Here is a 20,572-nt window from a genome sequence, read left to right as displayed (position 1 = left end):
GTGTTTGAACTTGAAAAGCCCGCTCAGATTTCATTTTTCACGGCATATTCGCTTGTCCGGACGCCAGATTTGTCGTATCATATGCTCCGAAACGTTTCGGAGATTACCGATGTTGACGACTTTGACCGCTGCCTTCGCTCTAGCCGTTGCCGCCGCCCCCCGCCACGTCCAGGTCACCCGATCTGCTGATGGCTATTCGATGACAGTTGACGGCAAGCCCTATTTCGTCAAGGGGGTCGGTGGAGGATCGCATTTGGATTTGCTGGCCAAGAGCGGAGCCAACACTTTCCGGACCTGGGGGGCGGAAAACCTCCAACACGATTTGGACGAAGCCCAAAAACACGGGCTCATGGTGTGTGCGGGAATCTGGCTGCAGCATTCGGACGGGTTCGATTACCATGACCCGACCAAGGTCAAAAAGCAGTTTGACGAAGCTGTTGCCGTCGTCCGCAAGTTCAAGGATCATCCAGCTCTGCTCATGTGGGCCTTTGGGAACGAAATGGAAGCGTATGGCAATGCCGACGACCCGGCGCTGTGGAAAGCCATCAACGACATTGCCAAGGCCGCCAAGGAGATTGACCCGAACCACCCCACCATGACGGTGACCGCCGACATCGGGGCGGGCCGGATCCCCGGAATTAACAAGTATTGCCCCGACATCGACATTCACGGGATCAACAGCTATGGCGGCGCCCTGTCGATCCCCAAGCGGTACAAAGATGCCGGCGGCAACAAGCCCTATCTGCTCACCGAATTCGGACCGATGGGGACGTGGGAAGTGAACAAGACGGCATGGCAGGCCCCCATCGAACCGACTTCGACGGAAAAAGCCGCCACCTATCGGCAAGCGTATCGGACTTCGGTATCGGGCAACCCTGGCCAATGCCTGGGCTCGTTCGCGTTTTTGTGGGGGAACAAGCAAGAGGGCACCTCGACATGGTTCGGGATGCTCCTGCCCGATGGAACCCGGACGGGGGCCGTGGACGTGATGACCGAAATGTGGACAGGCAAAAAACCCGACAACCTTTGCCCAGAGATCGGATCGTTGTCCGTTTCCCAAACCGACGGGCTCAAGCCGGGCCAGGTCGTGACCGCAACGCTAGAATCCTCTGACCCTGAACGCGACATTCTGCTTGTGAACTGGGTGCTGGTTGGGGAGACGGAGGAATACCTAACCGCGGGCCGAGATGAAAAAGTACCGCCAAAGCATCCGGGGGCCTTGGTTTCCGGCAATCTGAAATCAGCGAAGTTCAAGATGCCGCCCGAAGGCGGAGCGTTCCGGATCTTTGCCTATGTGTACGACGACCATGGCGGTGCCGCTGTAGCCAACGTGCCGATTCGGGTTGAAAAACCGTAACGGGGAGAATGGTGCGCGATACAGGATTTGAACCTGTGACCCCTTCGGTGTGAACGAAGTGCTCTACCACTGAGCTAATCGCGCAGGCCAGGCCGGGAGGATACCCCGGCGGATCTCCAGGGCGATACAAATTGCCCGGTAAGCCGGGAGGAGGGCACCCCGCCGGCGGGCCCAAAAGAGGAACATCCTGAACGGGCGAGCAGCTCAGGATGTCCGCGCTTTGGGTCAGCTCACTTGCGCCGGCGTGCTGCAACGGCGGCCAAACCGGCCAACAGGATCATGGTGCCGGGTTCAGGAACGCCGGTTGTTTGAACGATTTGCTGGGCGATTTGCGGGGTGATGGCCGCGTAGTAGTTGATGTTGCCGTAAGTTTCGAATTGGCCGCCGCTCAAGACGCCCCAGATCTTGCCGCTGTCGTCAAGCAACATGGATCCGCTATCCCCCGATGCGCCAAAGCCTTCGACCGGGCGGACGTTTGCCGATCCGGGGGCGTCGAACGTGTCGATCAATTGGAATTGGTTTTCACCGTTGAACGATGCGGTGCGGGTGGTGGTGAGTTTGGTTTGCATCCCCCGCCGTTTGTTGTCGTAGAGCCAGTTGCCACCGAGGGTGCCTTGGGCGCCGTGCCCGCCGAACCCGGCCGAATCGAAGTTGGTCCCCACCGTGTAAACGCCGTCGTCGTGCAACGTCGGCGCAAAGACGTTACGATTCCAACCTGCAATTTTGAAAACGGCAATGTCCGTGCCGGCAAACCCGATCGCCTGTGTGATCGAGTAGCTCCCACCATCTTCAAACGTGAACGTGCCGGTCTGCCCCGTGGTAATCACGTGTTTGGCGCTGATCCCCCACGCCTGTCCACCTGTCCCGATCCCCAAAAATTGGCCCGTGCCGAACCAACCGGGAAGGTTGACCTTGCCGACCCCTTGGAGCCGGGTGGTGTTGCCGTAATTGAGCACATCGCTCTCCGGGATGTCGTGCCGCCACACAATGGCCTGGGCAACGGGCGGCAGGGCCGCAAAAGCGGCAAGCGCAAACAGCAGACTGCGTTTCATGTTTCTCCTAAAGTCATCGCGCAGCCATGTGCGGCGCAGATAGGTGGAGAATACTCAGAATCCGGCCTGAAATGACCTGGCAATTATTCCTGGTCGCAATTTTGCATCAGTTTGCCCAGCAACCCCTTTGGTGCTTCGGCATGGGCAGATTCCTTGACAAGCCGGAGGATCGACCCTTCCCACCGAAAGGCGCCTTCACACCAAGCGCAATGCCCCAAGTGGGCCCTCACCGCGGCGACTTCGCGTTCGTCGAGCTCCCGGTCGAGATAGGAGCCCATCCGCTTGATGACGTCTTGGCAGTCCATCTCAGGCACCGGCCGGCCCCCTGGCGAGCCCCCGCGATTGGGCCACGTCCCACAGGGACTCCTGGAGGAGTTTGCGGCCCCGATGCAACCGGCTCCGCACTGTCCCCACTGGGATCCCCAATGATTCGGCGATGTCTTCGTAACTCATGTCGGCGGTGAAATAAAGCGCGCTCACGTCGCGGAATTCGTCCGGCAACCCGTCGAGGGCGCTGAGGACGGCTTCCGTGTCCAGCTTGTCGAACAACACGGCTTCCGGGTCACTGTCAAGCGGGGCCCCCGCATTTGTGGCCTCCAGGAACAAGTAAGGGAAAGAACCTTCATCAATGGGAACAGTCTCCACTTGTTTCTTGCCAGCTTTCCGGTAAAGCGTGTTGGTCAGTATCCTAAAGAACCAAGCTTTGAAATGGGTTCCCGGCTGAAAGGTGTCCTTTCCGCGCCAAGCGGCGACCGTCGCATCTTGCAGCAGGTCTTCGGCATCGTTGCGATCCCCATTGCTGAGCCGGACAGCATAGCCAAAGGCCCCATCCAAGATCTTCCCCAATTCTGTCTCGAATTGCTCCCGGTTCATCCTTGTCTCAAAGATTAATCGAAACGATTAGTTTCGATTTATGCCCATTATGGTCCCGATCAGGGGAACGGTGCCATAGGTGCCCGGGCTTTTTCAATTCGCAGGTCGGCCTGGCGCCGATCTTCGCGGAAAACATCATGCAACGATTCCAAACCCTGACCACCGAAACCGCACCAACCGAAAGCCGCCCGCTGCTGGAAGCCGTCCAGCAAAAGTTTGGCAAAGTCCCCAACCTTTTGGGCAGCTTGGCCAATTCGCCCGCCGGCCTCCAAGCTTTTCTGAGCATTTCTGGCGCATTGGAATCCAGCGGACTTTCGCCTGCATTCTTGGAACAGGTCGCCATCACGGTGGCCCAAGAAAACCAGTGCCAATATTGCTTGTCTGCCCACACGGCCATTGCCAAAATGCAAGGTGTTTCCGATGCCGACATCCTCAAAGCACGATCCGGCACGGCCTCCGACGCAAAAGAAGCGGCTGGACTCGCCTTTGCTCTCAAAATCGTGCAATCGCGGGGGCGGGTCTCCGATGAAGACATCGCAGCCGTGCGGTCTGCGGGCTATTCGGATTCAGAAATCGGGGCCATCGGCACTGCCGTGGTCAAAGACATCTTTACAAACTACATGAACCACGTCATGGGAACCCCCATCGACTGGCCGGTGGTGGACTTGGAAATCCCGGTTAACGCCTAATGCAACTTCGGCCCGGGAGTCACCTCCCGGGCCGCCCCCTGTCAATTCCCAGATTCAAGCCGCTGAATAAGCGATTCGAGATCACTTTTGTAATCCGGATCAGTTTCTTTGCCGGCCAACTCCTTGAGGATCAGGATCTGGGCCGTGGTCTTGGCTTTTTCCGCATTGACCCGGATATCGGGGATGACGCCCGTGCCTTCCCAATTGGTTTTGGTGTAGGGGTTTTCGGCCCGCCCGACCGGAATGAAGCAGAGGTGGTGGTCGTCGATCCGGACTGTGCCACCGGGGTTTGCTCCACCCCAAGTGGGTTCGCCGATAATGGTTCCCCGGTGGAGTTGTTGGAAATTGTACGCGCACTCTTCGGCCCCTGACCCAGTCCGCTTGCCCACCAAGATATAGAGGGGCTTATCCAAGAATCTGGGAGCCGGGAGGTCCTTCAAAGTCCATGATTCAAATGTTTCGGACTTGTCACCCCGACGGAAGTAGATCCGGTTGAGCAAGACCGGTTCAGGCGGGAAGAAGTAACTGCACACGACTTGGACTCCGCTTGGGCTGCCGCCACCGTTGGAGCGCAGGTCGATGATCATGGCGTCGGTGTTTTGCAAAAACTCCATGGCGGCCGCCATCGGCCGAGCCAAATCCTCCGGCTCGGTGAACCCGTCAAAAGCGAGGTAGCCAATATTTCCTTCAAGCCGCTCGACGGCGCGGAAGTTGGCATTTTGGCGCCGCACATATCTGTTGAACCGCTCAATCTCCTCCGGTGAAGGCTCTTCCGCTTGCTTTCGCTCGGGCAACACCTGGGCGGAATAGCGGAAACGGAGATGGGCATCGGTGACGTTGGCAGCCAAGATCTCGTTGACGCGTTGAGCAAATGCCTCCGGATCGTCGAGTTGGGCAAACTCCGGGGTCTTCATCCATTTAGTGAGCTCGCCTTCAATCTTCTTGGCAACTTCCGGGATGACATACCGTTCGTTTAAAGCTTTGATGAGGGCCAGCAGAGTTTTTTCCCGCTCGGCCGAGGAGTCTTGCGAGTAGAAATCTTCTCGCATATAGTTCCAAGTCCGGCTACCCGTCGGCTGTCCAAGCAGTGTATTGGTCAAAGCGGAGAAGGCGATGATGGTGGTCAACATGGTTTCAGTCCTCTGATGCAGTTTTGGCAACGCTGCTTATCAGCAGCTCGGTCATGCGGTCCAAACGGGCGACGACCTCGATTTCGTCGCCAAGTTCGGCCGGGCTCAGCGAATACGGGATGAACGCATTGGTCGCCAGGATCATCGAATCGGCAAAGCCGGTTGTGCCGGGGCGGAATTCGCCACTCTCGATCCCTTCGGCGAGGATGCGGCGCAAGAGCGCAGACTCCCGCTCGAACATTTCCCGCCGCCGGGCCAAGTAGGCGGGGCGGACGGCTTCAAAGAGTTCATCCAGGCTACTAGCGTAGTCGCGGACCCGCCGGAGCCGGCCAAGAACCCTTTGGTGCAGGCATGCCTGGAGCCTTTCGGCTGACGGGGCACCCGATCCAGCAATCTCCTCCATTTCGGCAAAGACTTGGCTGACAACCCGGCCGATCGAGCTCAACCCGAGGTCTTCCTTGCTGCGGAACAGGTTGTAGATCGTCCGGCGGCTCACCCCCGCCTTTTTGGCGACGTCATCCATCGACATCTTCCGGAACCCGTAGCGAACCATCAAGGCGTCGCATGCGTCCAAGATCGCCTCTTGGCTTGTCAGGTTTTCGGCAACCAGCACTCCGATAGTATACAATTGCACAATTATCGTTTTTTGTGCATCTTTGAAATCAGGAGAAAGGGCCCAGCCGGTTCGGCTTGGGCCCCGGCCTTACTTGGACTTCCGGCGTTCGGCAATGCCGAATCCGGTGCGGTGGGTTGTTTCAATTCGGCGGATGATCTGGTTTGCGCTCCGCATGACGATGGATTCGGTGTAAGCCCGCCCATGCCGGTAGCGCACACCTTTGAGCAAATCCCCCGTTGTGATCCCGGTTGCTGCGAACGTGACATTCCCTCGGGCGAGGTCTTCTGTCCGGAACACGCGGTCGATGTCGCCATCCAGCATCGCCTCTGCCCGCTCCCGTTGACCCTCGATCGTGAATTTGAGCCTGGCCTGCATTTCTCCGCCCGTGCACAGGACGGCGGCGGCCGTGATGACGCCCTCGGGCGCGCCGCCGATCCCCATCAGGCCATCCACCCCGCTATCGGGATCCAGGGCGGCGATGGCAACGGAGAGGTCGCCATCCGGGACGAGGTGAACCCGGCAACCCGCATCGCGCAATTCGGCGATCAATTGCTCGTGGCGGGGCCGATCCAGTACCCCGATGATGCACTCGTCCACATCCTTGCCCAATGCCTTGGCCATGAGCCGGACATTGATCCGGGGCGGGACGGTGATGTCGACAACGCCGGCGCATTCCGGTCCGACGACCAATTTCTCCATGTAGCAGTCGGGGGCGTGCATCAGATAGCCCTCTCCTTCGACTGCCGCGGCAAGGACTGCGATGGCATTGGGTGTACCGTTGGCGCAGAGATTCGTCCCTTCCAGGGGGTCGACGGCGATTTGGATCTCCGGGCCCCCCGGCCGGCCGAGCTTTTCCCCGATATAGAGCATGGGGGCTTCGTCGCGCTCGCCTTCGCCGATCACGATGGTGGCGTCCATCTCCATGCTGTTCAGCTCGCCCCGCATCGCTTCGCAAGCGGCTTGGTCGGCTTCGTCCCGTTTTCCTTTGCCAACCCATCGCGAGGCGGCCATCGCCGCGCTTTCGGTGACTCTCAAAAAGTCCAGGTGCCGGTATTGATCCACATTGACCTCCACGGTGTGCAGTTTAGCCTTTTGGGGCAAAATCGCCATGCCAACTGGCTGAGGCAATCGGTATGCCATATTGCAGAACTCCTGCACTGCAGACCTGTTCTTTTTGCGGGGAGTGGCCAACGATTTGTAGTAATGATGGACTGGAGCGGGATCCTGGGCGTTTGGCCGGTTGCGGCGCTTGCCTCAGCCATCCCGTTTTTTGGACGGGCCAAGCGCGCCCGGGCGGATTCTCACCTGCCCCTGGCCGTAAACCCACGAATCGAGGAATTGGAACGGGAGAACGAAGCCCTCAAGACCGAACTCAGCCAGTTCAAGGGCGTCCAAAACGCGACGCTGACCCGATTTCAAACGACGTTTTACGAACTGCCCCTGCCGTGTTTCACCGTCGACGGACGCGGGCACGTCATGGAATGGAACCGGGCCTGCGAGGCATTCTTCTTCCGGCCCGAACACGAAGCGGTCGACCGCCCGATCACCGAGATTCTCGGCACCGGCATCTTTAGGAACGATGCCGAAGGGATGATCTATATGGTGTTCATGGGGTTGCACCCCGCCCCTATCGCCATCGACCTCTTTGTCGAAGGGCGCAAACGGACGGTCAAGTGGCACGCCAGCCCCATCAAGGATCGCGATGGCCTGGTGGTTGGCGCCCTTAACACATTGGGCGTTCTGCCCGAGTTTGAAATCCCCGGAGATTAAGCCGCTTCTTGCGACTCCTGTTTTTTGCCGAAGGCGCTCTTGAGCCTTTCGAGCATCGAAGTTTCGGGTTCATCAACGGCTTTGATCCCCATGACCCAGTTGGCCACATCGATGGTGTCTTGACTGGCCGGGGCGAGGGGAAAGGCTTCGGCGTACGGTTTGCGTTCGGCGCAGGCCCGCGCGACGTGGGGGTCGGTCCGGATGACCCCCCAAAGTTCTGCTTCCCGGCTCAAAAACTGACCGACCACCATTTTGAATTGGTCGGCCGCCGATCGCCCTTGGGCGGCTGTCGGAGCAAAGTTCACGGCAAACCCGGAGTTTGCGTTGGGGTTGTGCCCCCAGACGAACTTGAGCATGGCGTAAGCGTCGGTCAAACTGGCCGGGTCGGCACTGGTCACGACAAGGACGGCATCGGCGATGGAAAGGAACGGGGCAACTCGCGAACCGAACCCCGGGCCGCAATCCAAAATGATATGGTCGTATTCTTTCCCCAATTCCAAGGCGGCCACGGCCAGCCCTTCAATCTCTTTGGGGCCCAGTTCCGCCAATTCATTCCAGCCGCTGCCACCGGAAATCAGATGAGCGCCCGAAGCCAACGGAACGACGGCATCCCGGAGGTCGCGGTTGTCCCGAACGATGTGCCCGAGGGTGCATCCCGGCTCCACGCCGCAATACAGATCGCAATTGGGAAGTCCGATGTTGGCGTCAAAGAGCAGGCACTTTTTGCCGTCGCGGGCAATGATCCCCGCCATGCTGCAGGCCAACGCCGATTTCCCGACGCCACCCTTCCCGCTCACGACCGCAACGACTTTCATACCCTATGCGGATTTCTTCCACATAGCGGCGATTTTTTCCATCAGCCCGGGACGGTTTTGGGAATTGGCCATGACGGCAAACCGAGCATGGGTGTCTTGGATTTCGGCATAGGCTTCCCGGATGCCCTGGACAACTGAATCGATGGGCGCCTTTTCAATGATCAACCCGAACCCAGCTGCTTGGCTCAAGCGGTCCAATGCCGCTTGGTCTACCGGTTCGGCAACCTGGCAAACAAGCTTGCCATCTTCAAAGCGGATGGGGAGTGCCAATGCTCGGACGGCGAAGTGGGCCGGCACCGCCCTGACCGCGCCGAGTTCTGGGGTGCCCGTTGGCTTCTTGACATTGGCTGCTGGCTTCGAGCTCGCGGCTTGGTCCGGCTCTTGATCCGGAAGGTCGTCGGGCTCGGGAATCGGCTCGCTCGAGTCCGCCGTTGCCTCGGCCAGCAAGGCCCGGAGTTCCTCGTCGCTCATCGCCGTCGAGGAAGCAGGAATTGAATCGGAGTCGTCGTCCGGGGTGTTGAGCAGGGCCGCAATCTCCGCCGCCGACATCAAGTCGCCTTCCGATGCACCGGTTTCCTCTTCGACGTCCGGGGCGGATTGTTCAGCCAGGGCCCGCTCTTCGGCTTGGGCTTCGATGCTTTGACGGACTAAGGCGGCCAGTCCCTCTTCACCGAGTTCGTCCAGGTCAAAATCGTCCTCTTCTGCCAAATCTGCCCCTGCGCCTTGTGCGACCTGCATGGCGATTTCCTCGTCGGTCAGGCTGGCGACGACCGGTTCCTCCACCTCTCCCGATGGGGCATGGGTGGGAGAATCGACCCCATCCATGCCTTGGCCGGTCAAATCTGGTTCTGTCGATCCGGCGGACTGTCCCGACTCCGCTTGCGCGAACAAGGCCGCGATGTCATCGGCAGAAAGGTCGGCACGGGCTTCGTCTGCTTCCGGGGTTTGCGGCTGGGCGGAGGCGGGGTTCTGGGAAGAGGACTCCGCTTGCGCGAACAGGGCCGCGATATCATCTGGCGAAAGGTCGCTTGCCGCTTGGGAATCTTCGCCTAACGCGAAAACCTCTGGTTCACTGCCGAGCCCGTCGTCAGCCATGGCCGCGTCAAACCCTTGCAAGAGGGCAGCTGCTTCTTCAGCCGAAACCTCCTCGTCATCCGATGCCGAACTGCCGTTGTAAGCTTCGATATCCTCCAACAATCCCGGGCATTGTTCTTCTAGCGCCTCCAAGTCGACAACTTCTGTTTCCCGGTCGACCGGCTCCTCGGTGATCTCTTCAGCAAAGAATCCTTCGGGCATCACTTCCGGTGAGGCGACGGCAGAGTCGATCTCCTCTTGGGTGACCTCGCCGAGTGGCGTCAGGTCGGCAGGTGCCGCATTGTGTGTGGGCGGATCTGTGGGGTTGTTGGCCGGGCTGCCCTTTGCCGCCTGCGCACGAAGATCCCCAACCTCCTGGGCCAGGGTTTGGATCTGCGCCATCAATTGCGCCAACATCTCAGCCGGAACCACAACCGGTTCTTGCTGGGAAACCACCGTTTCCGGTTCCTTCTTCTTCCGTGCCGCCATAGCAAGTGGGTTCGGCAGACCTCGCCCTATTGGGATATTCGGCAGGTTTACGGGTCTTTAGAGTCGCCGTCCTTCCGTTTTTTCTTTGCGGCGAGCAAACTTCCGGCGGCCGAGATCGGCGCATCGGGCCGATCCTTTTTCCGGGCCCGGTCCAGGCTCTTCGATTTCGGTACCACGGGGGTGCCGGGCGTTGGGCTGGTTGAAGCCCGTTTGGTAGGCGAGATGGGCTCGGGCGAATGCCGCTCAAACCGGGGGAGAGGCACCACGACCCTGCGGACGAGAACGTCGAGAGGGAGGAGCGCCAAAGCGGCAAAGAGGAACATCCGCCAAAGGTCGGTGACGCTTTCGCCCCGGTGCGCCAGGGGCCGCATGGCCTCTTTTGGCGCGGTGAGCTTTTTGCCGCCGGTTTGGCCGGCAACCCCTTCCAACAGGGGCAGGTTGGCGCGGGAGCTCCGGTATTCCGGAGGATACGGGATCGAAAACCCGTTGGAGGCGACGCGAGCTTGGCCGGTTGCGCTGGGTTCGACGACGCTAACGATGTAGCTGCCGACCTCGCTCGCCTCAAAATCGCCAGAAAAGACGCCGGGGGCTTCTTGCGTCAGCGTTGCCTTTTGGGAACTTCCATCGGGATTGCTGATCCTGACGTCGATCGTCCCCATTGGCAACGGGTTGCCGGCCCGGTCGCGGGCGGCCAGCGAGATCTTGCCGCGCCCGCCCTCCGGCGTCACTTGGAGGTCATAGTTGTTGAGGGCGGCGCGTCGGGTGAGGGCTCGGACGGTTTGGGCCCAGAATTTTCCGTAGCCTTCCCAGCCGATCCATTCCTTTGCCCACCGGTTCTGCGCATCGCTGGTGAACGCCGTTGATTTGCCGAGTCCGAACTGCCAACTGGCGAGCAAGGGGTCGTCCTTCTGGGTCTTCATCGATACCCGCGCCAAGGGGCGCGCATCGGTGAGGCAGTAGGCCATCAAGGCGGGAAACCCATCGATCCCCCTGGTCGAATCGTCCACACCCAAGACTTTGGGCAAAAACGCCCCTTCTTCAATTGCCGACCGCGACATCAGGCTGACATCCTGGGTGAAGATTTGCGGGAGTTTCTTGGCATCCTCCACCAAATAGAATCGACCACCCCCAACGGCAGCGACCCCTTTCAGGAAGTCGACATCTTTGCCATCGCCGATGGCAATGGTTGAGACAGTTGTCTTGGCGGCCTTCATGGCCGCGGCAATGGCAAGGCTCGAACCGTGGGCATCGCAATCACTGCCGTCGGCGACCAAGATGAAGTGCTTTACCCGGGTGTTCTCTGCCGCCAGCTTTTCACTGGCAAATCTCACTGAGGGCTCGGCAAAGATCCCGCCACCGCCATCTTTCAGGGTCCTAATTTTGGCGATCACGGCGTCTTTTTCTTTAAGCTCGGCGATCGGCGCGACGTAATCGATACGGCTCCCGCTGCCGGCCACACCGAGCCGGTCTGTCGGCCCCAGCAGGTTGGCACTGAGGACTGCTGCGCTCGCCGCCAATTGCAGTTTCGTCATTCCCCCGATGCTCATCGACATGCTGCCGCTGGTGTCGACGACGATGAGCACGGCCGTGCTGGGGAAAACCTTTCGCTGGCGGATGTTGAGGTCGACCGGCAACGCCTCCGCCACCGGCGTGCCATACCAACCGCCGGGCAAAAAGCTGTCCTCCCCCCCCACCATCATAAACCCGACCCCGGAATCGCGGATGGCGTTCCGGATCATTTTCATTTGCGGCTCGGTCGTGTTGGCCGCATTCAGGTCGTTCAAGATGACCGCATCGTATTGCTGGAAATCCTCTGGCCTGGTCGGCACGCCACTTGGACCAGCGACCTGCACCGAGATCCCTTGCTGGCTGAGCGCGGTGGCAAGTTCCAATTTGCCGGTGTCACCTTGGGCCAACAAAACTTTGGGCCGCCCTTTGACCGATACGAAGGCCGCGCCGAGGTTGTTTCGGTTGTCGCTGTCGTTGGGGACCTTCAAATAGGCGCGGTAACGGTAAAAGCCCGCCTCGGCAAGATTTTGGGGGATGACGATGGTTGAGGTGCCGGCGGGGATGCTGACTTTGGTTTGCGAAACTGGTTCCCCGTTCCTTTCGATCACCAATTGCCCCGTCTGGGCTATTGTGGACTCGACGACGGCTTTGATTTCAAAAGGCTGTTCAGCGGATTGCTCGCTAGGTGCTTGGAGGTCGGTCACGGCAGCCTCGTCCTTGCCTTTTGAAAGCCCGAGCGGGACGAAATCGATGGCAACCCCTTCGGCGGCAATGCTTTCGACGGCACCCAGGGCATCCCCTTTTGTTTCATTGCCGTCGCTGACCAAAACAATGCGCCGGCCCTTGCCGCTGGGAAAGCTGGCCATGGCCAACCGCAACGCCGAGGCGATGTCGCTTGCCGAGGCGTCGACAACCGACTCGACGGCTCCAAAGGGCCTGCGCCCGCCTGGCGAGGCTTCCATCGCCGGAGATTTGCCGAATGCGACGATGCCGACTTTGTCGTCTTCCCCCAGGCTGCCCATGGCACCTTCAACGAATTCAACTTGCGCCTTTCGGTCACGCTCGGAGATGCTGTCCGACCGATCCAACACAAAAATCGTTGTCGTCCCGCGATCCGGCTGGACACCTTGGGGACCCATCAGGGCCCCGATCAATGAACCGAGGAGGAGGAACCGGAGCCCGAATGAAACCGCTTTGCGCGCCTTGGCCATCCCATGAACCCGGTGCCAGCTGAGGGCCAACCCGACGGCAAGCGGGATGAACAGCAGTCCCCAGACCGGATCTGTGAACCTCATTTCATGACCGCCTCATGAAAACAAACCATTCCAGGGCGAGCACCCCCATCATGAGGGCGACAAGCGGCTTCCAGAGGTCGGCGAACTGCTCGGCGGGTTTGGATTTGACCGGCTCGCCGCCGGCGATGGCAAACTCCTTGACCGGAGCGATATCGGATTCCCGTTCCGCGACCATGTTGGCCAGGTACCTCTTGGCGGCAGTACCCGATCCAACCGCATATTCGCCAACCCGATCCAGGTTCCGGAAGGTGAACCGGCCGTTCAGGGCAGTCGTCTGGCTGACCTCGCCTGTCGGATCTTTCACATCGACAGATTCCCCGTCCTTGCCGGGCAACCCCACCACTTGGCCGGTCGCAATTGCCGTCAAGCCTTGCCGCTCTGACCCCGCGGCCTTATCCAGGATGTTCCCGAGGAGGATTGGGAAGCTGACCGAAAGCGGGAAATCCCCATCCAACAAGTCAAATGCAAAATAGGCTTGGATCTTGGGTGTGGCGCGGAACACGGCGATGGGGCCGCTTGCCGCTTCGGCCAGTGCTTGCGCCCCGGCTCGTGGCTTGGCAGCGTAAACCGAGGCCAAGTAAACGCCATCAAACGAAACACCGTCCATGAGCCCGTCGTCCCGGACGGAGAGGACTTGGGGAGTCGGCAACTTTCCGCCGACCTCTGCCGGAGACGCGCCCCCGCCTTTGCCGAAAGAAACCGTCATCGGGGCCTTCACCGCGATTTCCGGTTCGCTGTCGAAGACCACCAGATCATACGCTCCTTGTCCGGGGCTGGACGCCAGTTCGGAGGCGGGCACTTGAGTCGCTTTATCAAGGACAACCCGGGCATCCAGGTTCAAGCCGGTTTCCAGGAACAGGTTCCCCTTGCTGACCAGCAACACTTTGACCGACCCGGTTGGGTTCCCGGGCACGGTGCGTTGGTCGTCGCAAGCCAGTGCCCCTCCCTGGCCGAGCTTGGCCGAGACCCGCTCGGTTCCTGGTGGCAGACTCACCGTTTTGCCGATGGTTTGGCCCGGGGCAATATCTGCCCTGTGCGAGGACACCGCTTTGCCATCGGCATAGACCGTAATGGAAGTGGAGGCTTGCGCGCGCCCATAGTTTTTGACCCCGACATAAGCTTGGAGGCCCTGCGGTGTTTCCGCCGTACCTAACGCCTGGATGCCCAAATTCTCCGACGAGGTCCCGAACGGCTCGAAAATGATCTGCGATTTGCCCCGGCTGACGGAACCGACGGGATCGAAACAACCGTCGCTGAGCAGGATGATCCGGGATTCACCATCCCGGCCGACCAATGCCATCGCCAGCCTCAATGCCTCGCCGACGTCGCTGGGGGCGTCGCTCCGGCGGAGGCTGCCCAACCCTTGCCGGAGCTTGGCTTGATCCTGGCTAAGCCCGGTGGCCACGCGGGGGGATGCTCCGGATTCGATGACAGCCATTCGGTCGCCGGGCTTCATCGCGGCGACCAGTGACTCGGCCCGCTTGACGGCTACGCCAAAACGGTCTGGGGCGACATCCCTCGCGCCCATGCTGGCACTGGCATCGACGATGAGAACCGTCGTGAGGCCGGAGACGTTTTCCTGCCGGACCTGCCACCTCGCCAAACCCAAAACCAAAAAAGCGAGGGCCAAGAGTTGCAAAACCCACAACCAGTTGAACTTGAGCCGCTGAAACAACGAGTTGGCCCGGACTTCGTCCTGCCGTTCTGGCCAAAGGAAGCTGGCCGGAACCCGGAAATCCCGGCGCCGCAAACGGAGTAGGTAGAGGGCCAGGATGAACCCGCCCACCGGTAGGAACCAGAGCAGCGCAAACGGCGCCTGGAAACTCACCCGACCCACCCGGCCTTTTGGAAGGTTTTGCCGAAAACCTCTGCCAGGGGCTTGCCAGATTCGATCAGGGCATATCGGCCGCCGTGCTTTAGTGCCGCTTGTTCGATGGCAGAATTGTGGTTGGCCAAGTTCCGCCGGTAAGCGTCAAGGGTTGGCCCGTTGGCCGTGATCTCCACCACTTGGTTAGTTTCGGCGTCGATCATCCTCAGGTCGCCTTCAATGCCCGGGTCGAGCTCGAATGGCGAAAGGACTTGGACGACCCAGAGTTCGTGCCCCGCCACCGTGACGTGGGCAAATGCTTGGGCGAGCGATGGATCCATCCCATCGGTGATAAGGATGGCCAATCCGGGCCGCGACATGTGCCGGGCTGCCTGCTTCAAATGGAACGCCAGCGCCCGCTTGCCGTTCGGGCGCAAGGATTCCAACCAAGAGGTTAAAGAAATGGTTCCCCGTCGTCCCCGCAAGAATCGGGTGCGGTTCGGCGTGTCAGCAAGGGCGACCCCCTGAACGGAATCCCCTCCTCGCGCCGCCACGACTCCGAAAGCCGCGGCCAACTGGCAGGCTGTGCCGAACTTGTTGGGCTCGCCGAAATCCATGCTCTCAGAAGCATCCACCAAAAGGGTGACCGGGAGGTCTTCTTCGTCTTGGTAGGTTTTGACGATCGGGGTACCCAAGCGGGCCAGCACATTCCAATCGATGTGGCGCAGGTCGTCGCCGTCGCTGTACTCCCGGTAGTCTTTGAATTCGAGCGAAACACCCTTTTCCCGCGCCAGCCTTTCGCCACGCACCCGGCCCGAGAATGCCTTGCGGGGTTTGAGGCGCAACCGTTCCAGCACCCGCACGTCGCGGGTGTCCAGGTGCGGGCTCGGGGCGGAAAGGCTCACACTCGGATGGGGTCTTTGTCTCCGGCGTTGACCGAGGCGACGATGCTGTCGATCACTGCATCCGCCGCCATCCCGTCGGCCTCGGCCTCATAGTTCAAGATAATCCGGTGCCGCAGCACCGGCTTGGCTGCCTTTTGAATGCTTTCTTTACTGACATTGAACCGGCCTTCCAACATGGAATAGACCTTGGCCGCGGTCACCAATGCCTGGGCACCCCGGGGAGATGACCCGTACCGGACGTATTTGCGGGCGACCTCGCTTGCCCCTTCGCCCTCGGGATGGGTGGCCACGATCACGGAAAGCGCATAATCCAGCACTTCCGGCCCGACTGCGACCTCCCGCGTCACCTGGCGGGCCCGGATGAGGTCTGCGGCAGAGGCAACCATGGTGATCGGCTCCATTTCACCTTGGGTCGTCCGGTTGACCACTTCGGCCAAAACGGACTTGCTCGGTGTCGGCACGAGCAGTTTGAAGAAGAAGCGGTCGAGCTGGGCTTCTGGCAAGGGGTATGTTCCTTCCTGCTCCACCGGGTTTTGAGTTGCCATCACCATGAATGGTTCCTCCAAATGGTGGACTTTCCCGCCAACGGTGACTTGCCGTTCTTGCATCGCCTCCAACAGCGAGCTTTGGGTTTTGGGCGTCGCCCGGTTGATTTCGTCCGCCAAAACAAAGTGAGCGAAGATCGGCCCGGGCCGGAACTCGAACCCTCCCGATTGAGAAAAAACGTTTGTGCCGGTGACGTCGGCCGGCATCATGTCCGGGGTGAATTGGATCCGTGAGAAATCAAGATCGACCGCCTGGCTCAGGCTCCGGATTAGCAAGGTTTTCCCAAGCCCGGGCATGCCTTCCAACAGCACATGGCCGTTGGCCGCCAAAGCGACCAACACGCCCTCGACGACGTCATCTTGGCCAACGACAGCCTTGCCGATTTCCGACCGGATCCCGGCCCATGTTTTGCGGAACCACTCCGCCGATTCGAGTCCACTCATTTGCCTTTGCCTCCCGAAAGCTGTTCGAAATACTCCTTGACCCGCTCTTTGTGTTTCCCTTTGACCTTATTGTTGTTCACTGCGGATTCGGCGGTTTTGCGGTATCCCGGCAAGACCTGGCCATAGGGGACGCTGGTCCTGCTGCCCACCATGGTCGGGGCTTTGATTTCGGTGTAGGCGTCGGTGCCTTTCTGTTCGTTTCGCTCTCCCCGGACGGCGGTGATGTTGCCTTTGCCCTCCAGTTCCATGGGGTCGCCTTTCGGGTTCTCACCTTCCCCTTGATAGCTGCCACCCTGGTTGTTCCCTCCGGTTTGGTCGCCGGGATCCATCCCCATGGCCGCCATCATTTGTTGCATTGATTTCATATCGACATTGCCCTGCTTCAGTTGCTCGACCATTTCGGAAATCGCCTGCTTCATGGCGGCTTTGGCTTGCGGATCCTTCATCATTTCCGCAAGCTGTTCGGCTTGCTTTTGCATTTCGGCAATTTGCTCATCGGAAAGGGGTTTGCCCTGTTCCATTTGTTGCTGGGCCTGCTGCATTTTTTGCATCAGCTCTTGCATTTCCTTGTACTCCTTCATGTTCTGAAGTTCTTGCAACGCCTTTTTGACATCGTCTGAGAGCTCCATTTTCTTCATGAGTTCTTGCATGGTCTTGGCCTGCTGTTCCAGTTTTTGCCTTTCTTCTTGGCTCAGGTTGCCTTGCTCGAGCTTTTGTTGGATGTCTTGTTGGGCTTTGGCCATTTCTTGGGCCAGCTTTTGCTTTTGGGCTTCGGACATCCTCATCATTTGGCTGGCGGTGTTGTCGGCCCCCAATTTGGCCAGGGTTTGCTCATCGATCTGGTCGCTGGGGAGTTGGTCAGCCCCAGATTTTTGCATCAGGTCACGGAGCTGCTCCTGTTCCATCGTGTCGAGTTTGAGGTCGGCCAGTTTGCCAAGGTCGCCGCCGGCTTCCTCGAACTTTTCTTGCAACGCTTTGGCTGTGACCTGCTCCATTTTTTCGCCGGCCTTTTCCAACCGCTGTTCGGTGAGTTTTTTGGCGTCTTGGGCCAGTTTTTCCGCCTGTTGGAGGGCGTCTTCCCGGTCGTATTTGCCTCGTTCCAGATCTCGGCCGAATTTCCGGAGTTCGGCCGCCAGTTTGCGCTCGGCCTCCCTGTCTTTGGCACCATCGCCGCTTTCCAGATCTTTGACGATCCGTTGGACTTGGGCGGCTGTCGATTGGAGTTCCTTTTGGGCCGCCTTTTGAGAGGGGCTGAGCAGCAGGCCGCGGTCGTTGACGGTGACGGCGACAGCGAGCAAAGCCAGGGCCAGGCACGCCGAGGCCTGCTGGGTGCCAAACCGCAAGGGATAAACAGATTTGGGTTGTATTGCAGCTAACCGGCTTTGCGCATCGGATTCCAAAGCGGGGGCAAAAAGCTCGCCGCTCCCCTCTTTATGGATGGCGGTAGAAGCGCGGTCTTCCAGACCGGCGCGGCGGTCGACACTGCGGGCCACCGCAAGCTCATCCACCCGCCACAAAAACCCCGCACTGGCTCCGATCAAGGCGAAGGCGCCGGCCAATCCGATCCCCCAATTGGGCGGGAATTCGATGGCCCGCATCACATCCAAGACCACCAGAACCGACGCCAGGCACGCGCCAATGAGGAGCCCGCCCCAAAGGCCGCGCCAAAGCCTGGCCAGGCGAACCCGGCGCCCAAACCGGTCAAGTTGTCTGTGCAGTGAGTTCATCTCTATCCACGATATAGCCGTTGTGCCGCAAGATATTGAGGTTCGACGCCCTGCGGCGTTCCCCGGCAATGAGCAGAACGGCCCCCAGGATCCCCAAAGCCGCCGCCTTTGCCAGAATCATGCCCTCATTGGTTCCAAACGGCAAAAAGATGTTGAGTCCGAGCATGTTGGTCATCTGATAGTTTTGGAGGCTGGCGTCAATCGCCGCGCCCAAAAAGTGCAAAACGGCCCCCACGCCAAAGACTGCACCAAAAGACATCCGCCGCGCACCGACCGCACTGTCGAAAAAGGTGCTGACCCACCACACCGTGCCAAAGACCATGAACGCAAATGCAAAATTCCATGCGGCAGCGGCGGCGATCGCCGTGGCCGGAAAGGAACCGTTCAGCGTCACCGCGATAGCAGGCAGGATAGTGACGATGGCCGTCGTGAGCCCGATGTAACCCAAGGCACCGCTGGGACGGCCGCGGAACGTATCGGCCGGGACGAACATTCGGTCGGCAAAGAACTTGCGCTCTTCCATGCGCCCATGGGCGGCAACAGCCAAACCGACCACGAACACGGCAAACATCGGGAACCCCATCCACATGAACGTGGTCTCCACAAGTTGACTGGAACCCGTGGCGGCCATGGCTACCGAAGACCTGATGAGCAAAAACACCGCGCCGGCAAACAAGAGAGTTAAGAACAGGCCGTGGATCCTCAGACTGACGGTTTCCGCCGACCCCACCCGGGTCAAAGCCGACCCTGCCCCCAAGAGCAGCACCTTGATGATGAGCCCCGTGAGGGCGAGGGCCGTCAGCCAATGAGGGATGGCCACGCCGAAGAAATCAAACGACTGCCCCACCGCAAGGGCCGAGGCAAATGGGATGATCCCTGCGAACGGAGGCACCGTCGACATCCCTGTCGTCGCGACCATGGAAGTGCCCAAGGCCATCCCGACCATCGTGAACAAGAAGATTGACCCCGCAACCCCGCCAACAGTCCGCAGAATCGATTTTGTGGCAATGGCGATCGGGAAAGCCAAGGCCGCTGCCATGGATCCCTGCATGGCGATATAACCGAACTGCTCCAAGATCTGCCGCCAAGTCGCCCCGCCCAAGGTGACCCCCACCGCGGCGATCGGCAGAGCGAGGAAGAGCAGAAGCAGGATTTGACGCAGGCAGGCAATGAACTTGCCGACAAACAGGTATTTGGCGGTGGTTGGCGAACACTGGACCAATTCAATGGATCGCAACTCATATTCGCTGACAACGGAGGACGCCGCGATCATCGGCGCGATAATAAGGATCCCCGCGTGGACGAACCCGACGACCATTTGGTAATAGCCCGTCAGGGCGGCTTGCACGGCCGCCGGACCCCCGAACTGAGTCTGTTGGGTGATCGAACCGTAGTTGGCCAGTGCGACCAAAACCAAAATGCCTAGGTAGAGCGACCAATACCAAACCGTTTTGGTGCTCCTCAACTGGATCCGGTAATCCTTGACGGAATTGGCGTTCCCGAAATAGACCCGCCTTTGCTCGGCGATCCAATCCGCCGTCAATTTAACGCTCCTTTCGTCACTTTCATGAACAGATCCTCGAGGTTGGCTTCCTCGTCGAGGAATTCCACAATCGGGAACCCGGATTGGATGAGGGCGCGGAGGAGTTCGGCCTGTTCTTGAGGCTCACCAGTGAAATCGAACCGGAATTCGTTCTCATTGACGAATTCGGTCGAGCTGATATGCGGCCGGCCGTGGAGCCACATGCTGGCCTCGGCCCCTTTTTCCAGCAAGCGAACCTGGATTTTCTTGGCCGGGGTGAGGGCACGGACGACGTCTTTGACTTTTCCGAAGGCGAGCATCTCGCCCCGTTCGATGATGCCGACGACAGTCGAAAAATCGGCGAGTTCCGGCAAGATGTGGGAGCTGACGATGACGATTTTCCCCATCCTTCCGAGTTCGCCGATGAGGTCTTTGAGTTCCGCCCGGGCTCGGGGGTCTAGGCCGCTGGCCGGCTCGTCCAACAGCAACAAAGTCGGGTTGTGCACCAAACAGCGGGCCAAACAGAGCCGTTGTTGCATCCCCCGGCTCAGGGATTGGGCAAAGGCGTCCCGCTTGAATCCCAAATCGGTAAGTTCCAGGACTTCGTCGATGACGCGGGGGCGGTCTCCCGCCGGGACACCGTAAAGGCTGGCAAACATGTCCAGGTATTCCCAAACTTTGATGTCTTCGTAAAGGCCAAAAAAGTCGGGCATATAGCCGATCTCTTTGCGGATCGAGATATCGTTGCCGTCCAAGGTTTTGCCCAGCAGCTTGGCGCAACCTGAGGTTGGCTCCAAAAGCGTGGCCAGCATTTTGATCGTCGTGGTTTTGCCCGCGCCGTTGGAACCGATGAACCCCATGATCTGGCCAGGCTCGAGTTCGAAACTGACATTGTTGACGGCTTGGAACTGGCCGTACCGTTTATCGAGGTTTTGGACGGATAGCATGGATTC

At 59.7% G+C, this 20,572-nt stretch carries 18 protein-coding genes and 1 tRNA gene; 3 read left to right on the top strand and 16 right to left on the bottom strand.

All coding sequences use genetic code 11. The features are described 5' to 3' along the window. The first annotated feature begins 109 nt into the window (after positions 1-109). Complete coding sequence (locus JNM28_07980; GenBank protein MBL8068374.1) at positions 110-1,357, top strand: hypothetical protein; 1,248 nt, start codon at positions 110-112, stop codon at positions 1,355-1,357. A gap of 9 nt (positions 1,358-1,366) precedes the next feature. Here JNM28_07980 and JNM28_07975 read toward each other — a convergent pair. From JNM28_07975 to JNM28_07960, 4 genes are all read right to left on the bottom strand, one after another. Then, positions 1,367-1,441, bottom strand: a tRNA-Val gene (locus JNM28_07975). 146 nt (positions 1,442-1,587) lie between these two features. Further along, a complete protein-coding gene (locus tag JNM28_07970) occupies positions 1,588-2,409 on the bottom strand; it encodes a PEP-CTERM sorting domain-containing protein (GenBank protein ID MBL8068373.1) in 822 nt (273 codons plus the stop codon). 83 nt (positions 2,410-2,492) lie between these two features. Beyond that, positions 2,493-2,723, bottom strand: a complete 231-nt coding sequence (locus tag JNM28_07965) for a zf-HC2 domain-containing protein (GenBank protein ID MBL8068372.1) — start codon at positions 2,721-2,723, stop codon at positions 2,493-2,495. Beyond that, positions 2,716-3,282: a sigma-70 family RNA polymerase sigma factor gene (locus tag JNM28_07960; protein ID MBL8068371.1), complete on the bottom strand. Its 567-nt coding sequence runs from the start codon at positions 3,280-3,282 to the stop codon at positions 2,716-2,718. The genes JNM28_07965 and JNM28_07960 overlap by 8 nt, the downstream gene beginning before the upstream one ends. A gap of 137 nt (positions 3,283-3,419) precedes the next feature. Between JNM28_07960 and JNM28_07955 the strand changes: the two genes are divergently transcribed. Then, positions 3,420-3,971, top strand: a complete 552-nt coding sequence (locus JNM28_07955; GenBank protein ID MBL8068370.1) for a carboxymuconolactone decarboxylase family protein — start codon at positions 3,420-3,422, stop codon at positions 3,969-3,971. 41 nt (positions 3,972-4,012) lie between these two features. Here JNM28_07955 and JNM28_07950 read toward each other — a convergent pair whose 3' ends face one another. The 3 genes from JNM28_07950 to glpX all read right to left on the bottom strand — a co-directional run bounded on the left by JNM28_07950 (position 4,013) and on the right by glpX (position 6,779). After that, the gene (locus JNM28_07950; protein MBL8068369.1) at positions 4,013-5,101 is read right to left on the bottom strand and encodes a S41 family peptidase; all 1,089 of its coding nucleotides are present in this window, start codon (positions 5,099-5,101) and stop codon (positions 4,013-4,015) included. Between the two features lie 4 nt (positions 5,102-5,105). Continuing rightward, positions 5,106-5,714, bottom strand: coding sequence for a TetR/AcrR family transcriptional regulator (locus tag JNM28_07945; GenBank protein ID MBL8068368.1), 609 nt, complete (start codon positions 5,712-5,714; stop codon positions 5,106-5,108). 90 nt (positions 5,715-5,804) lie between these two features. Further along, positions 5,805-6,779, bottom strand: a complete 975-nt coding sequence (glpX, locus tag JNM28_07940; protein MBL8068367.1) for a class II fructose-bisphosphatase — start codon at positions 6,777-6,779, stop codon at positions 5,805-5,807. 141 nt (positions 6,780-6,920) lie between these two features. Here glpX and JNM28_07935 point away from each other — a divergent pair, with 141 nt between their 5' ends. Beyond that, a complete protein-coding gene (locus tag JNM28_07935; GenBank protein MBL8068366.1) occupies positions 6,921-7,487 on the top strand; it encodes a PAS domain-containing protein in 567 nt (188 codons plus the stop codon). On the opposite strand, the gene JNM28_07930 is transcribed toward JNM28_07935, so the two are convergent. Genes JNM28_07930 through JNM28_07890 form a run of 9 tightly spaced genes read right to left on the bottom strand, consistent with a single transcriptional unit; the run spans position 7,484 to position 20,566 of the window. Next, entirely contained in the window at positions 7,484-8,302 is an 819-nt protein-coding gene (locus tag JNM28_07930) for an AAA family ATPase (GenBank protein ID MBL8068365.1), read from the bottom strand. The genes JNM28_07935 and JNM28_07930 overlap by 4 nt on opposite strands. A 3-nt stretch (positions 8,303-8,305) precedes the next feature. Continuing rightward, positions 8,306-9,865, bottom strand: a complete 1,560-nt coding sequence (locus JNM28_07925; protein MBL8068364.1) for a hypothetical protein — start codon at positions 9,863-9,865, stop codon at positions 8,306-8,308. A gap of 47 nt (positions 9,866-9,912) precedes the next feature. Beyond that, positions 9,913-12,669 (bottom strand): VWA domain-containing protein, encoded by a 2,757-nt coding sequence (locus JNM28_07920; protein MBL8068363.1) that lies wholly within the window; start codon positions 12,667-12,669, stop codon positions 9,913-9,915. A 1-nt stretch (position 12,670) separates the two neighbouring features. Beyond that, on the bottom strand, positions 12,671-14,497 hold the full coding sequence (locus tag JNM28_07915; GenBank protein ID MBL8068362.1) for a BatA and WFA domain-containing protein: 1,827 nt from the start codon (positions 14,495-14,497) through the stop codon (positions 12,671-12,673). Further along, complete coding sequence (locus tag JNM28_07910) at positions 14,494-15,381, bottom strand: DUF58 domain-containing protein (protein MBL8068361.1); 888 nt, start codon at positions 15,379-15,381, stop codon at positions 14,494-14,496. Before JNM28_07910 ends, JNM28_07915 begins: the two co-directional genes overlap by 4 nt. Next, positions 15,378-16,370 carry an AAA family ATPase gene (locus JNM28_07905; protein ID MBL8068360.1) on the bottom strand — a complete coding sequence of 331 codons (993 nt, stop codon included), beginning with the start codon at positions 16,368-16,370 and terminating at the stop codon, positions 15,378-15,380. The genes JNM28_07910 and JNM28_07905 overlap by 4 nt, the downstream gene beginning before the upstream one ends. Then, a complete protein-coding gene (locus tag JNM28_07900) occupies positions 16,367-18,097 on the bottom strand; it encodes a hypothetical protein (GenBank protein ID MBL8068359.1) in 1,731 nt (576 codons plus the stop codon). The genes JNM28_07905 and JNM28_07900 overlap by 4 nt, the downstream gene beginning before the upstream one ends. Beyond that, entirely contained in the window at positions 18,072-19,640 is a 1,569-nt protein-coding gene (locus JNM28_07895; protein MBL8068358.1) for a hypothetical protein, read from the bottom strand. The genes JNM28_07900 and JNM28_07895 overlap by 26 nt, the downstream gene beginning before the upstream one ends. After that, on the bottom strand, positions 19,637-20,566 hold the full coding sequence (locus JNM28_07890; protein ID MBL8068357.1) for an ABC transporter ATP-binding protein: 930 nt from the start codon (positions 20,564-20,566) through the stop codon (positions 19,637-19,639). Before JNM28_07890 ends, JNM28_07895 begins: the two co-directional genes overlap by 4 nt. Positions 20,567-20,572 lie beyond the last annotated feature (6 nt).

It is taken from the genome of Armatimonadota bacterium, assembly GCA_016789105.1.
In the GTDB taxonomy this organism is placed as follows: Bacteria; Armatimonadota; Fimbriimonadia; order Fimbriimonadales; family Fimbriimonadaceae; genus UphvI-Ar2.
This window is presented reverse-complemented; position numbering and strand designations above follow the sequence as displayed.

Coding starts and splice junctions, on each gene's coding strand:
- JNM28_07955 (MBL8068370.1), top strand. CDS start 3,420: ATGCAACGATTCCAAACCCTGACCACCGAAACCGCACCAACCGAAAGC.
- JNM28_07930 (MBL8068365.1), bottom strand. CDS start 8,302: ATGAAAGTCGTTGCGGTCGTGAGCGGGAAGGGTGGCGTCGGGAAATCG.
- JNM28_07980 (MBL8068374.1), top strand. CDS start 110: ATGTTGACGACTTTGACCGCTGCCTTCGCTCTAGCCGTTGCCGCCGCC.
- JNM28_07900 (MBL8068359.1), bottom strand. CDS start 18,097: ATGAACTCACTGCACAGACAACTTGACCGGTTTGGGCGCCGGGTTCGC.
- JNM28_07970 (MBL8068373.1), bottom strand. CDS start 2,409: ATGAAACGCAGTCTGCTGTTTGCGCTTGCCGCTTTTGCGGCCCTGCCG.
- JNM28_07890 (MBL8068357.1), bottom strand. CDS start 20,566: ATGCTATCCGTCCAAAACCTCGATAAACGGTACGGCCAGTTCCAAGCC.
- JNM28_07905 (MBL8068360.1), bottom strand. CDS start 16,370: ATGAGTGGACTCGAATCGGCGGAGTGGTTCCGCAAAACATGGGCCGGG.
- JNM28_07925 (MBL8068364.1), bottom strand. CDS start 9,865: ATGGCGGCACGGAAGAAGAAGGAACCGGAAACGGTGGTTTCCCAGCAA.
- JNM28_07950 (MBL8068369.1), bottom strand. CDS start 5,101: ATGTTGACCACCATCATCGCCTTCTCCGCTTTGACCAATACACTGCTT.
- JNM28_07935 (MBL8068366.1), top strand. CDS start 6,921: ATGATGGACTGGAGCGGGATCCTGGGCGTTTGGCCGGTTGCGGCGCTT.
- JNM28_07920 (MBL8068363.1), bottom strand. CDS start 12,669: ATGAGGTTCACAGATCCGGTCTGGGGACTGCTGTTCATCCCGCTTGCC.
- JNM28_07960 (MBL8068371.1), bottom strand. CDS start 3,282: ATGAACCGGGAGCAATTCGAGACAGAATTGGGGAAGATCTTGGATGGG.